Annotated in this window: 13 protein-coding genes and 1 tRNA gene; 7 read left to right on the top strand and 7 right to left on the bottom strand. The window is 65.1% G+C overall.

The window, feature by feature from the left end; genetic code table 11:
* Positions 1–112: 112 nt before the first annotated feature.
* The 5 genes from ugpE to NLR35_RS16115 all read right to left on the bottom strand — a co-directional run bounded on the left by ugpE (position 113) and on the right by NLR35_RS16115 (position 5,198).
* The gene (gene ugpE / locus NLR35_RS16135; protein ID WP_257167522.1) at positions 113–961 is read right to left on the bottom strand and encodes a sn-glycerol-3-phosphate ABC transporter permease UgpE; all 849 of its coding nucleotides are present in this window, start codon (positions 959–961) and stop codon (positions 113–115) included.
* Entirely contained in the window at positions 961–1,842 is an 882-nt protein-coding gene (gene ugpA / locus NLR35_RS16130; protein ID WP_257167521.1) for a sn-glycerol-3-phosphate ABC transporter permease UgpA, read from the bottom strand. Before ugpA ends, ugpE begins: the two co-directional genes overlap by 1 nt.
* A 70-nt stretch (positions 1,843–1,912) precedes the next feature.
* The gene (gene ugpB / locus NLR35_RS16125; RefSeq protein WP_257167519.1) at positions 1,913–3,229 is read right to left on the bottom strand and encodes a sn-glycerol-3-phosphate ABC transporter substrate-binding protein UgpB; all 1,317 of its coding nucleotides are present in this window, start codon (positions 3,227–3,229) and stop codon (positions 1,913–1,915) included.
* 188 nt (positions 3,230–3,417) lie between these two features.
* A complete protein-coding gene (locus NLR35_RS16120) occupies positions 3,418–4,620 on the bottom strand; it encodes a CaiB/BaiF CoA-transferase family protein (RefSeq protein WP_257167518.1) in 1,203 nt (400 codons plus the stop codon).
* 152 nt (positions 4,621–4,772) lie between these two features.
* The gene (locus tag NLR35_RS16115; protein WP_257167517.1) at positions 4,773–5,198 is read right to left on the bottom strand and encodes an organic hydroperoxide resistance protein; all 426 of its coding nucleotides are present in this window, start codon (positions 5,196–5,198) and stop codon (positions 4,773–4,775) included.
* 171 nt (positions 5,199–5,369) lie between these two features.
* On the opposite strand from NLR35_RS16115, the gene NLR35_RS16110 reads away from it, so the two are divergent.
* Positions 5,370–5,828 (top strand): MarR family winged helix-turn-helix transcriptional regulator, encoded by a 459-nt coding sequence (locus tag NLR35_RS16110; protein WP_257167516.1) that lies wholly within the window; start codon positions 5,370–5,372, stop codon positions 5,826–5,828.
* 157 nt (positions 5,829–5,985) lie between these two features.
* Here the strand turns inward: NLR35_RS16110 and NLR35_RS16105 are convergent.
* A tRNA-Ala gene (locus NLR35_RS16105) sits at positions 5,986–6,061 on the bottom strand.
* Between the two features lie 81 nt (positions 6,062–6,142).
* Positions 6,143–6,550: a TIGR02300 family protein gene (locus NLR35_RS16100; RefSeq protein WP_257167515.1), complete on the bottom strand. Its 408-nt coding sequence runs from the start codon at positions 6,548–6,550 to the stop codon at positions 6,143–6,145.
* Between the two features lie 151 nt (positions 6,551–6,701).
* Between NLR35_RS16100 and aroA the strand changes: the two genes are divergently transcribed.
* From aroA to NLR35_RS16070, 6 genes are all read left to right on the top strand, one after another.
* Complete coding sequence (gene aroA / locus NLR35_RS16095) at positions 6,702–8,039, top strand: 3-phosphoshikimate 1-carboxyvinyltransferase (RefSeq protein WP_257167514.1); 1,338 nt, start codon at positions 6,702–6,704, stop codon at positions 8,037–8,039.
* A complete protein-coding gene (gene cmk, locus NLR35_RS16090; RefSeq protein ID WP_257167513.1) occupies positions 8,036–8,674 on the top strand; it encodes a (d)CMP kinase in 639 nt (212 codons plus the stop codon). Before aroA ends, cmk begins: the two co-directional genes overlap by 4 nt.
* A gap of 268 nt (positions 8,675–8,942) precedes the next feature.
* Positions 8,943–10,652, top strand: coding sequence for a 30S ribosomal protein S1 (gene rpsA, locus NLR35_RS16085; protein ID WP_006613121.1), 1,710 nt, complete (start codon positions 8,943–8,945; stop codon positions 10,650–10,652).
* A 408-nt stretch (positions 10,653–11,060) separates the two neighbouring features.
* Entirely contained in the window at positions 11,061–12,041 is a 981-nt protein-coding gene (sppA, locus tag NLR35_RS16080) for a signal peptide peptidase SppA (RefSeq protein WP_257167512.1), read from the top strand.
* 169 nt (positions 12,042–12,210) lie between these two features.
* Entirely contained in the window at positions 12,211–12,534 is a 324-nt protein-coding gene (locus NLR35_RS16075) for an integration host factor subunit beta (RefSeq protein WP_006613123.1), read from the top strand.
* A gap of 77 nt (positions 12,535–12,611) precedes the next feature.
* Positions 12,612–13,004: a lipopolysaccharide assembly protein LapA domain-containing protein gene (locus NLR35_RS16070; RefSeq protein ID WP_257167511.1), complete on the top strand. Its 393-nt coding sequence runs from the start codon at positions 12,612–12,614 to the stop codon at positions 13,002–13,004.
* Positions 13,005–13,053 lie beyond the last annotated feature (49 nt).

The raw sequence follows: 13,053 nt of genomic DNA, 5'->3' as shown, positions 1-13,053 counted from the left end.
GGTTACCTGGAAGCGAATGGCGAATGGGGAGTAGCGAATAGGGGGTGAGGGAGCGGACCTTCAGGCGGCAGCGAAACCCTATTCGCTGTCAGCCACTCGCTACTCGCCCCCCTCACTTTTCCGTCTCCACGAGGCCCTTCACGAACAGGCGCTGCATGAAGACGACGACGGCGACCGGCGGCAGCATCGCCAGCACGGCCGTGGCCATCGCGAGCTGCCATTCGGCGAGCTCGTCGGTGGTGGTCAGCATCTTCTTGATGCCGATCACGATGGTCTGCATCGAGTCCTTGGTGGTGATCAGCAGCGGCCAGAGATACTGATTCCAGCCGTAGATGAACTGGATCACGAACAGCGCCGCCACGGTCGTCATCGACAGCGGCAGCAGCGTGTCCCAGAAGAACCGCAGGGGACCCGCGCCGTCGATGCGCGAGGCCTCCAGCAGCTCGTCAGGGATGGTCATGAAGAACTGGCGGAACAGCAGCGTGCCGGTGGCGGACGCGATCAGCGGCAGGATCAATCCGGCATAGGTGTCCAGCATGCGCAGGTCGGCGACGATCTTGTAGGTCGGGTAGATGCGGACCTCGACCGGCAGCATCAGGGTGATGAAGATGATCCAGAACGCGGTCTTGCGGAAGGGAAAGCGGAAATAGACGATCGCAAACGCCGACAGGATCGAGATGAAGATCTTGCCCAAGGCGATGCCGATCGCGGTGATGAAGGAATTGGCCAGCAGCACGCCGACCGGCTGGTTCATGAACCGCGAGCCGCCGACGAACACCGCGCGGTAGTAGTTCTCCAGCATGCGGCCGCCCGGGACGAGAGGCAGGTTGCCGCTGACCACGGTCGCCGCATCATAGGTCGAGGCCACGAAGGCGACATAGACCGGAAAGGCGAAGATCACGACGCCCAGCGAGAGCACGAGATAGGCGACGAGATCCCGGAGCGGGCGATGCTCGACCATCAGTACTGCACCTTGCGCTCGACGTAGCGGAACTGGATCGCGGTCAGCGCGATGACGATCACCATCAGAACGACCGATTGCGCGGCCGAGCCACCGAGGTCGCCGCCGAGCCGGCCGTCGGCGAATACCTTGTAGACCATCGTCGTGGTCGAGCCCGCCGGGCCGCCCGCGGTGACCGCATCGATGATGCCGAAGGTCTCGAAGAACACGTAGACGATGTTGACGACCAGCAGGAAGAAGGTGGTCGGGGACAGCAGCGGGAAGATGATGGTCCAGAACCGGCGCAGCGGGCCGGCACCGTCGATCGCGCCGGCCTCGATCACGCTCTTCGGGATCGCCTGCAGGCCGGCGAGGAAGAAAAGGAAATTGTAGGCGACCTGCTTCCAGACCGCGGCCATCACGACCAGGATCATCGCGTGAGTGCCGTCGAGCATCGGATTCCAATTGAAGCCCATGAACCGCAGCGGGCGCGCCAAGGTGCCCAGGGTCGGATGGAAGATGAAGAACCACAGCACGCCGGCAATCGCCGGCGCGACCGCATAGGGCCAGATCATCAGCGTCTTGTAGACCGATGCGCCCTTGAGGTTCTTGTCGGCCTGGGTGGCGAACAGCAGTGCGACGCCGAGCGACAGCACCGTGACCAGCGAGGAGAACACCACGGTGGTCCCGATGGCGGTGTAATATTCCGGCTGGGCGAACAGCGCCTGGTAGTTCTCGAGCCCGACGAATTCGGAATTGAGGCCGAAGGCGTCCTCGCGCAGGAAGGACTGCCAGATCGCCTGGCTGGCTGGCCAGTAGAAGAAGATCAGCGTGATCGCGAGCTGCGGCGCCAGCAGCAGGTAAGGCAACAGCTTGCCGTTGAAGACGACCGACTTTTCCATGGAGCGCGCCGCGGGGGAGGGACAGAGACGAGGCTTCCCCTCGGCAAGAGGGGAAGCCTCAGGGAGGGCCTTACTTGGCCGTTTTCTCGAAGGTGCGCAACATCGCATTGCCGCGGGCGACGGCGGAATCGAGCGCCTCCTTGGCGGTCTTCTTGCCGGCCAGCGCCGCCTCGATCTCCTCCGACCAGACGTCACGCATCTGCACCATGTTGCCGAAGCGCAGGCCGCGCGAGTTCTCGGTCGGCTCCTTGTTGGTGAGCTCCTTCAGCGGCGTCTGCAGGGTCGGGTTCTTCTCGTAGAAGCCGTCCGCCTTGGTCTTCTCATAGGCCGCCTTGGTGATCGGCAGGTAGCCCGACTCCTGGTGCAGCTTGGCCTGGCGGTTGGTGTCCGACAGGAAGGTGAAGAACTTGGCGACGCCCTTGTACTCGTCGGCCGTCTTGCCGCCCATCACCCACAGCGAGGCGCCGCCGATGATCGAGTTCTGCGGAGCGCCCTGGGCCTCAGGGTAGTACGGCATCGGCGCCGAGGTGAAGTCGAACTTGGCGGTGCTCTTGGCGGTCGCGTAGTAGCCCGAGGAGGTCAGGAAGATCGCGCATTCGCCGGAGCCGAAGCGGCTCTCGGAGGCCGAGCCGCGGCCGGAATAGTCGTAGGTCTTGTCCTTCTGCAGCTCGACGAGGTTCTGCAGGTGCTTGACGTGCAGCGGGCTGTTGAACTCGAGCACGGTGTCGAAGCCGTCGAGGCCGTTGGCCTTGGTGCCGATCGGCACGTTGTGCCAGGCGGAGAACTGCTCGATATTGGCCCAGGACGCCCAGGCGTTGGAGAAGCCGCAGGTGTCGTGACCGGCCGCCTTCAGCTTCTTCGCCGCCTCGAACACCTCCGGCCAGGTCTTCGGGATCTCGGCCACGCCGGCCTTCTTCAGCTCGTCCTTGTTGATCCACATCACCATGGACGACGAGTTGAACGGGAACGACAGCATGTCGCCCTTCGAGGTCGAGTAGTAGCCGGTGATCGCCGGCAGATAGGCCTTCGGATCGAACGGTTCGCCGGCGTCCTTCATCAGCTCATAAACCGGCTTGATCGCGCCCTTGGCGCTCATCATCGTCGCAGTGCCGACCTCGAACACCTGGATGATGTGAGGCGCGTTGCCGGCGCGGAACGCGGCGATGCCGGCGTTCATCGTATCGGGATAAGCGCCCTTGAAGGTCGGCACGACCTTGTAGTCGCTCTGCGAGGCGTTGAACTCCTCCGCGAGCTTGTTGACGATGTCGTTGTTGCCGCCGGTCATGGCGTGCCACCACTGGATTTCAGTCACAGCGAGTGCAGGCGAAGCAGCAAAACCAAAGGTCGCTGCAACGGCAGTCACAGCAGCGAAGTGTCGAAATGACATCAAAAAGATCCTCCCATGAACGTCATCGTCGTGGCGGCCGTTAACAGCGCCAGATGACAGTTATGTGAATGTATAGACGTATGCCCTGACGCGGGAAAGCCGTGCGCAGTGCGTCCGCGAAAAGCGGTAAACCGCAGCTCTCTGCCGCCGCAGCGTGGTGCGGTGCGGCGGCAGCGCGGCGGTCCCGGTCAGCGCTTGCGTTCCGTGCAGACGGTTCCTGCCGCTCGCAGCGCGTCGATCTCGCTCGACGTGTAGCCGAATTCGCTCAGCACTTCCTCGGCGTGCTGGCTGTATTTCGGCGGCGTGGAGCGCAAGGTCGGCTTGGTACGTTCGAGCCGGATCGGCGAGGCCACGCCCTTGTACCAATCCTTCTCGATGACATCGCCGCGGTAGAGCGTATGCGGATTGGTCAGCGCCTGATCGATCTTCTGCACGGGGCCGGCGGGGAGGCCGGCGGCGAGCAGGCGGTCGCACAGCGGCTCGGCCTCGAACGCGCTGAACACAGCCGCGAGTTCGGCGCGCAACGCCTCGCGATTGGCGACACGGTCGCGGTTGCGGGCGAAGCGCGGATCGGTGCCGAGCTCGGGGCGACCGATCTCCTTGGCGAGCTTGCGGAAGGTGCCGTCATTGCCGACGCCGATGAAGATGTCATCGGTCTTGGTCGGGAAGATCGCGTAGGGAACGAGGTTCGGGTGCTCGTTGCCGGTCAGCGACGGCGGCTTGCCATGCATGAAGTAGTTCGCGGTGTGCGGATGCATGATCGCCAGCCCGGTCTCATAGAGCGTGACCTCTAGGAACTGGCCTTGTCCCGAACGCTGCCGCTCCGACAGCGCCATCAGAATGCCGATCGCGGCATAGAGCCCCGTGGTGATATCGACCAGGGGCACGCCGATCCGCATCGGGCCGCTTTCGGGCGAGCCGGTCGCCGCGATCATGCCGGTCATGGCCTGGATGATCGCGTCGTAGCCGGGATTGCCGCCGCGCGGCCCGTCGGCGCCGAAGCCGCAGATGCGGCAGTGCACGAGACGCGGAAACTTCTCGCGCAGCACGTCGCTGCCGATGCCCCATTTCTCGAGCGTGCCGGGCTTGAAATTCTCGATCAGCACATCGGCCGTCTCGAGCATCTTGAGCAGCACCACGCGGCCGCCCTCGGATGCCAGGTCGAGGCCGATCGAGCGCTTGTTGCGGTTGATGCCGACGAAATAGGCCGCGTCCTCGTCGTGGAACGGAGGGCCCCAGTCGCGCACCTCGTCGCCGGCGGGCGGCTCGACCTTGATCACGTCGGCGCCGTGGTCGGCCAGGATCTGCGTGCAATAGGGGCCGCCGAGCACGCGCGTGAGATCGATCACGCGCAGGCCGGCCATGGCGCCGGGAGCAAATGGGAGGGTCATGGACATCGCGAGGTTGGTTTCAACTCGCGGTCATTAAGCATTGCTCCGTCACCGGCGCAAACCCGGCGCGGTGCATGCAGCCTCGCGAAAAAGGCGAGGGCTGCGCCGCGGCAGGATGCGCGAGGCGCCCTGCCGCGGGACGGAATTGGAGATCAGACGACGGTCAGCTTGACGTCGACGTTGTTGCGGGTCGCGTTGGAGTACGGACACACCTGGTGGGCCTTCTCGACCAGCGCCTCGGCGTCGGCCTTGGCGAGACCGGGCAGCGAGACCGCGAGCTCGACGGTGATGCCGAAGCCGCCTTCGGAGCGCGGGCCGATGCCGACCGTGGAGGTCACCGACGCGTCGGACGGAACCTTCGGGCCGCCCTGGGAGGCGACGAACTTCATGGCGCCGATGAAGCAGGCGGCATAGCCCGCGGCGAACAGCTGCTCCGGATTGTTGCCGGCACCGCCGCCACCGCCCAGCTCCTTCGGGGTCGAGAGCTTGACGCTGAGCGAACCGTCGAGGGTCGCCGCCTCGCCGTCGCGGCCGCCGGTCGCCTTGGCGCTGGTCTTGTAGAGCACGTTCACGGACATCGGTGTCTCCCGTTGAGTGGGGTGGAATTCAGTGCCGGTGATATTGCACGCAATTCGATTGTGCACAATATGATTGTTCGGTAGAAAATTCGTGATCGGTGCGTCCCGGTCGTTGCCGAAATCCGTCGGCACCTCCCAAGATGCACCGAGTGCCTCGTCCCTGGTGTGACCATGCCCAAGAAGACCACTGCCGACGTGCCGCTGCAGCTCGGCAGCCAGCTCTGCTTCGCGGTCTACTCGACCGCCCACGCCTTCAACCGCGTCTATAAGCCGCTGCTCGACCGGCTCGGCCTGACCTATCCGCAATACCTGGTCATGCTGGTGCTGTGGGAGCGCGACGGTCTGTCGGTGAAGGAGATCGGCGAGCGGCTGTTTCTCGATTCGGGAACGTTGACCCCGCTGTTGAAGCGGATGGAGGCGCTGCATCTGCTCAAGCGGACGCGATCAGCGCAGGACGAGCGCCAGGTGCTGGTCACGCTGACTGCGCAAGGCGCGGGATTGCGCGAGAAAGCGCGCGCGATCGTGCCGCCGGCGATTCTTGATGCGACGGGATGCTCACTTGCAGAGCTGGCGGATCTGCACGGCAAGCTGGTGAAGTTGCGGGCGCGGCTCGACGCGGCGGCGGGGTGAAACGCCAAACTAAAAACGCTTCATCCGCCTGCGCCTTCCCGCCTGCGCCCAAGAGGGCTTCAGCGTCCAGGCTACGGCGCGACAGCTTTTGCTCGCTTCCCTCAATTTGCAGTTTGGGGTGGCTTGCAGAGCCGAAGCTCGCGAAGCGAGCGAAGGCTGGTGGAGCCAGGCGGGATCGAACCGCCGACCTCTTGCATGCCATGCAAGCGCTCTCCCAGCTGAGCTATGGCCCCTGAACCGAACCGGCGGTCTGGGCGACCGCCGGGGAGCACCGTGAACCACAGTTCGCGGCTGATCTCAAGTGGCTTCGACGATTATTCTTCGTCGCCGCCGACATCGCCGATGATGTCTGTGACATCTTCGTCGCCTTCTTCCTCGTCGGCGATGAAGGTCGAGTCGTCATCCTCGTCGTCGTCGAGCGTCTCGTCGATCTCGATGTCGTCCTCCGATTCGGGAACGACGGCCTTGACCTTGCCGGAGTTCTCCTCGGCATCGGCCTCCTCGAGCGACACCAACTCCTCGGCCTCGGCCGGCTCCTGCGCGGTGTCCTGCGCAGCCGCTGCACGCGCCGCCTCGCCGCGCATGGCGCGGGTCGGCGCCACCGGAGCGATCGGCACGACCTCGCCGGTGTAGGGCGAGATCACCGGGTTCTTGTTGAGGTCGTAGAACTTTTTGCCCGTGGTCGGGCAAATGCGTTTGGTTCCGAGCTCGGATTTGGCCACGTGCAGGCGTCCTGGCAATGTCTGAAAAGCGGTGTCTCACTTGGCTAGTTGCCGCGCCGCTGTCAATAGCGCTGTCAACGGGAAAATCACCGCTCGTGACGGCGGGCAGGGGCTGTGATACCTGCCGCCTCCGAAACCCGAGGACCCCGCCGTGAGCACGTCAGCCGCCCCGACCCCACTCGAATCCCGCACCTCCGGCCCGCTTTCGGGCACGATTCGGGTGCCCGGCGACAAGTCGATCTCGCACCGGGCGCTGATCCTGGGCGCGCTGTCGGTGGGCGAGACCCGGATTTCCGGCCTCCTGGAGGGCGAGGATGTCCTCAACACCGCGAAATCGATGCGGACCTTGGGTGCAAAGGTCGAACGCACCGGCGAGTTCGCCTGGACCGTGAACGGAGTCGGGGTCGGCGGTTTCGCTCAGCCTTCAGCCACGCTCGATTTCGGCAACTCCGGCACCGGCTGCCGGCTGGTGATGGGCGCCGTTGCCGGCTGTCCGATCAGCGCCGTGTTTGATGGCGACGCCTCGCTGCGCAGCCGCCCGATGCGCCGCATTCTCGATCCACTGGCGCTGATGGGTGCCAAGGTCACCGCCAGCGCCGAGGGCGGCAAGCTTCCGTTAACCCTGCAGGGCGCGAGCAACCCGATTCCGATCGAATACCGTACGCCGGTGGCCTCGGCGCAGATCAAGTCGGCCGTGCTGCTGGCCGGACTCGCGGCGCCCGGCGTCACCACTGTCATCGAGCAGGAGGCGAGCCGCGACCACACCGAGCTGATGCTCAAGCACTTCGGCGCCGACATCGTCACGACGCCGGAAGGCAGCCACGGCCGCCGGATTGCCTTGACCGGCCAGCCGGAGCTGCGCGGCGCCGCGGTGATCGTGCCGGCCGACCCGTCCTCGGCGGCCTTCCCGCTGGTCGCCGCGCTGATCGTCGACGGCTCGGATCTCGTGCTGTCGGACGTCATGACCAATCCGCTGCGCACCGGCCTGTTCGCGACCCTGCGCGAGATGGGGGCCTCGATCGAGGAGGACGATGTCCGCGGCGATGCCGGCGAGCCGATGGCCCGGCTGCGCGTGCGGTCCTCGAAACTCAAGGGCGTCGTGGTGCCGCCCGAGCGCGCGCCCTCGATGATCGACGAATATCTCGTCCTGGCGGTCGCGGCCGCTTATGCCGAGGGGACGACCGTGATGCGCGGCCTGCACGAGCTGCGCGTCAAGGAATCCGACCGGCTCGAGGCCACCGCGGCGATGCTGCGCGTCAACGGCGTCAAGGTCGAGATCACCGGCGACGACCTGATCGTCGAGGGCCGCGGCCATGTGCCCGGCGGCGGCATCGTCGCCACCCACATGGACCACCGCATCGCCATGTCCGCCCTCGTGATGGGGCTTGCCTCCGACAAGCCCGTCACCGTCGACGACACCGCCTTCATCGCCACCAGCTTCCCCGACTTCATCCCGCTGATGCGCAAGGCGGGCGCGGATTTCGCATGATCATCGCCATCGACGGCCCGGCTGCCTCGGGCAAGGGCACCATGGCCAAGCGGCTCGCCGCGCATTATGGCCTCAGGCACCTGGATACGGGCGTGATCTACCGAGCGGTCGCGCATGCGCTGCTGACCGCCGGGGTCGATCTCAAGGACGAGGCGCGGGCGGCGGAGGTCGCGATGACCCTGGACCCCGCCACCTTCGACGATCCGGCCCTCAGGTCGCACGCGGTCGGGTCGGCGGCGTCGGTGGTGTCAGCGCTGCCCAAAGTGCGCGAGGCGCTGCTGGCCTTCCAGCGCCAGTTCGCCGGCCAGCCGCCGGGCGCCGTGCTCGACGGCCGCGACATTGGGACCGTGATCTGCCCGGACGCCGAGGTGAAGATCTACGTCGTCGCCGATCCCACGATCCGGGCGCATCGCCGCACCCTCGAGGCGCGGTCCCGCGGGGAACCGGCCGACGAGGCGGCCATCCTGGCCGACATCCTGACGCGCGACGAACGCGACCAGAACCGCGCCGTCGCCCCTTTGAAACAAGCGCCGGATGCTTACTTGCTTGATAACTCTCATTTGGATATAGAGGGCGGCGTCCGGGCCGCCATCGACATCGTCGAGGCCGTTCGAGCGGGCCGTCAGCGGGTTTGATTTCCGTTGACGTCATTGGAGGAACCGCCCGCTCCCGCCCTTGACCGTCGAGAGCTCGATTGCGGTTCAATCGGGTCCGATCAGCCGGACGAACTTCATACGTTACGCACGTCATACGTGTCGCATGTGCAGGCATTGCCGGCCCGCGTCGTTTGCGCTTTTCGCGCTGACAACGCGGACGTCTGGGGATTTGTGGACCTCCAGGCACTGTTCATCCGATGCGCCGATCAACCCCTCGCTGGCGAGAATGTCCGCATCTGGAGAACCAATGGCTTCGAGTACGTCTGCTAATTCCTACAATCCCAGCCGCGATGATTTTGCCGCGATGCTGGACGAGTCCTTCACGAAGGGCAACCTTCAGGAAAGCTCCGTCGTCAAGGGCAAGGTCGTTGCGATCGAGAAGGACATGGCCGTCATCGACGTCGGCCTGAAGACCGAAGGCCGCGTGGCGCTGCGTGAATTTTCCGGTCCCGGCCGCGACAGCGAGCTGAAGGTCGGTGACGAGGTCGAAGTGTTCCTCGACCGCATCGAGAACGCGCTGGGCGAAGCCGTGCTGTCGCGCGACAAGGCGCGCCGCGAAGAGAGCTGGGGCAAGCTCGAGAAGGCCTTCCAGAACAACGAAAAGGTCAACGGCGTCATCTTCAACCAGGTCAAGGGCGGCTTCACCGTCGACCTGGATGGCGCAGTCGCCTTCCTGCCGCGCTCGCAGGTCGACATTCGTCCGATCCGCGACGTCGCGCCGCTGATGAACAACTCGCAGCCGTTCCAGATCCTCAAGATGGACCGTCGCCGCGGCAACATCGTCGTGTCGCGCCGCACCGTGCTGGAAGAGACCCGCGCCGAGCAGCGCCAGGAGCTGGTGCAGAACCTCGAAGAGGGTCAGGTCATCGACGGCGTCGTCAAGAACATCACCGATTACGGTGCGTTCGTCGACCTCGGCGGCATCGACGGCCTGCTGCACGTCACCGATATCGCGTGGCGCCGCGTCAACCATCCGACCGAGGTGCTCAGCATCGGTCAGACGGTCAAGGTCAAGATCATCAAGATCAACCACGAGACGCACCGCATCTCGCTCGGCATGAAGCAGCTGCTGGACGATCCGTGGCAGGGCATCGAGGCCAAGTACCCGCTGCAGGCCCGCTTCCACGGCCGCGTCACCAACATCACCGACTACGGCGCCTTCGTCGAGCTCGAGCCGGGCATCGAAGGCCTGATCCACGTCTCCGAGATGTCGTGGACCAAGAAGAACATGCACCCCGGCAAGATCGTTTCGACCTCGCAGGAAGTCGAAGTGCAGGTGCTCGAGGTCGATAGCGTCAAGCGGCGCATCTCGCTCGGTCTCAAGCAGACCATGCGCAATCCGTGGGAGGTCTTCGTCGAGAAGCATCCGACGGGTTCGGTGGTCGAGGGCGAGGTCAAGAACAAGACCGAGTTCGGCCTGTTCCTGGGTCTCGAAGGCGATGTCGACGGCATGGTCCACCTGTCGGACCTCGACTGGAAGCTGCCGGGCGAGCAGGTCATCGACAACTACAAGAAGGGCGACATGGTCAAGGCCGTGGTGCTCGACGTCGACGTGGAGAAGGAGCGCATCTCGCTCGGCATCAAGCAGCTCGAAGGCGACCCCTTCGCCGAGCCGGGTGATGTCAAGAAGGGTGCGGTCGTCACCTGCGAAGTGCTGGACGTCAAGGACGGCGGCATCGACGTCAAGATCACCGGCACCGACTTCACCACCTTCATCAAGCGCTCCGAGCTGGCGCGCGATCGCAACGATCAGCGCACCGAGCGGTTCGCCGTCGGTGAGAAGGTCGATGCCCGCGTGATCCAGTTCGACAAGAAGGCCCGCAAGGTCCAGGTGTCGATCAAGGCGCTCGAAGTGGCGGAAGAGAAGGAAGCCATCGCGCAGTACGGTTCGTCCGATTCGGGCGCGACGCTGGGCGACATCCTGGGCACCGCGCTCAAGAACCGCGACTCGAAGTAAGCCTTCGGTTCGCGTCACGAGATCAAAGCCCCGGTTCACGCCGGGGCTTTTTTTGTGCCCTCAGGGCATTTCGACCCGCCCCTCGCCATCGCGGATGCCGATACGATCGAACCTGCAAGTTAGTTGCTCCGTCATGCCCGGGCTTGTCCCGGGCATCCACGTGGCTCCCACGCGCCGAACGACGTGGATGGCCGGGACAAGCCCGGCCATGACGACGTGGAGAGAGATGAGAGCAAGACTCCGATCATCGAATACGCTAGCCCTGCGGCCTGCTCGGAGCCCGTCGACCCTTGGGCGGCTTCGTGGCGAAGCCTTCCTTTCTTCAAAATGCGCCGCGATTGATGTAATCGGATAACGAGATATTCAGGCTGCGGCTGCAAAACGCGCCGAGACTTCCAGGAGCTTCCTATGTCGCTTGATTCCGATGTGATCGTCGATCGCCGCAGGCTGCGCCGCAAGCTGACGTTCTGGCGGGTCGTGGCGGTGCTGATCGCGATTGCGGCGCTCTCGGCCATCGGCCTTGCGATGTCGCCGCGCGGCCGCACGGCGCTGTCGACCTCCGGCTCGATCGCCCGCGTCAACATCGAGGGGCTGATCCGCAGCGATCAGGAGCGCGTCGAGGCGCTGGAGCGGCTCGAGAACTCCTCGGCCGAGGCCGTGGTCGTTCATATCAACTCCCCCGGCGGAACCACCGCCGGCTCCGAGCAGCTCTACGATTCGCTCGTTCGCCTGAAGGCGAAGAAGCCGCTCGTCGTCGTGGTCGAAGGTCTCGCGGCCTCCGGCGGCTACATCGGCGCCATTGCGTCCGATCACATCGTCGCCCAGCAGAGCTCGCTGGTCGGCTCGATCGGCGTCCTGTTCCAGTATCCCAATGTCAGCGAGCTGCTGAAGACCGTCGGCGTGAAGATCGAGGAGGTGAAGTCCTCGCCGCTGAAGGCCGCGCCCAACGGCTATGAGCCGACCAGCCCGGAAGCGCGCGCTGCGCTCGATGACCTCGTGAAGGATTCCTACGCCTGGTTCCGCGGCCTCGTGAAGAGCCGCCGCGGCATGGACGATGCACAGCTGGAGAAGGTGGCGGACGGCCGCGTCTTCACCGGACGTCAGGCGGTCGAGCTCAAGCTGATCGACGAGCTCGGCGACGAGAAGACGGCGGTGGCGTGGCTCGTCGCCAACAAGAACGTCAAGAAGGACCTCCCCGTACGCGACTACAAGCTGGTGCCGCGGTTCGGCGACCTCACCTTCCTGCGCACGGCCGCCTCGATGGCGCTCGACGCGGTCGGCCTGTCCGGCATCGCGCGCCAGATCGAGCGCGCCGGCGTCGTCCAGGCGGTCGATCGGGTCGGCCTCGACGGCATGCTGGCGCTCTGGACCCCCGCGACGGGGAATTGAAGCTCGTCAAGACAATCGTCGCGACGATGTTCTCGCTAAGGGTGTGCGGTCAGATGGCCCGGGATCGGGCCACGAAAGCCGATTCACGGGGCCGATGAATGATTTAGCGTCTTGACAGTCCTGCATATTTTCACGGAAATGGGACTGTCTCCCCGGGTACATTTTCTCGATGATCAAATCCGAGCTGGTTCAGCGTATCGCCGAGCACAACCCGCATCTCTACCAGCGGGATGTCGAGAACATCGTCAATGCGATCCTCGATGAGATCGTGGCCGCGCTCGCGCGCGGTGATCGCGTCGAGCTGCGCGGCTTTGGAGCGTTCTCGGTCAAGCATCGGCCGGCGCGCGCCGGGCGCAATCCGCGGACCGGCGCCCATGTCCCGGTGGACCAGAAGAGCGTTCCGTTCTTCAAGACGGGCAAGGAAATGCGCGAGCGGCTGAACCGGGACAATCCGGCAGGCGCTGGCGAGGACGCCGACGATACGGACGAGTGACGCGCGTCTCGCGCCGGACGTGTTAGTCGTTGGCGGCTGATCGAGGCGAAACCAGCCTGACTGATACGAGCGAGCGCATGCGAAAATTCTTCACCGTGGTGATCGTCCTTCCGTTGTTGGTGCTGTTCGTCGTTTTCGCGGTCGCCAACCGGCATTTCGTTACCGTATCATTCGATCCGTTCAACGCGACCGATCCGGCGCTCTCGGCGGCGGTGCCGCTGTTTGCCCTGATCATCGCCGTGGCGATCCTGGGCGTGATCGCCGGCGGCTGCGCGACCTGGATCGGCCAGCGCCGTTGGCGCCGCGCCGCCCGCCGCCATCAGGCTGATGCCGAAGCCGCCCGCGCGCAAGTCGCCCAGCTGACTGCCGCGGCGCGTGCGAACCAGGGCCCGGGACAATCCCTGGTTCCGGCCGCCCCGGCCCGGCTTTTCGCCCCTTATGGGCGAGACAAGCAGGGCGCCGCGTTGTAGAAGGCGCGCAAAGCCTGAACGGCCTTCGGAAGTCGTCGGCTCCAGGTGA

Origin of the sequence: Bradyrhizobium sp. SRS-191 (assembly GCF_024586915.1) — a bacterium.
Lineage (GTDB): Bacteria > Pseudomonadota > Alphaproteobacteria > Rhizobiales > Xanthobacteraceae > Bradyrhizobium.
Note: the sequence above shows the minus strand (reverse complement) of the source record. Positions and strands in the feature narration are given on the sequence as shown.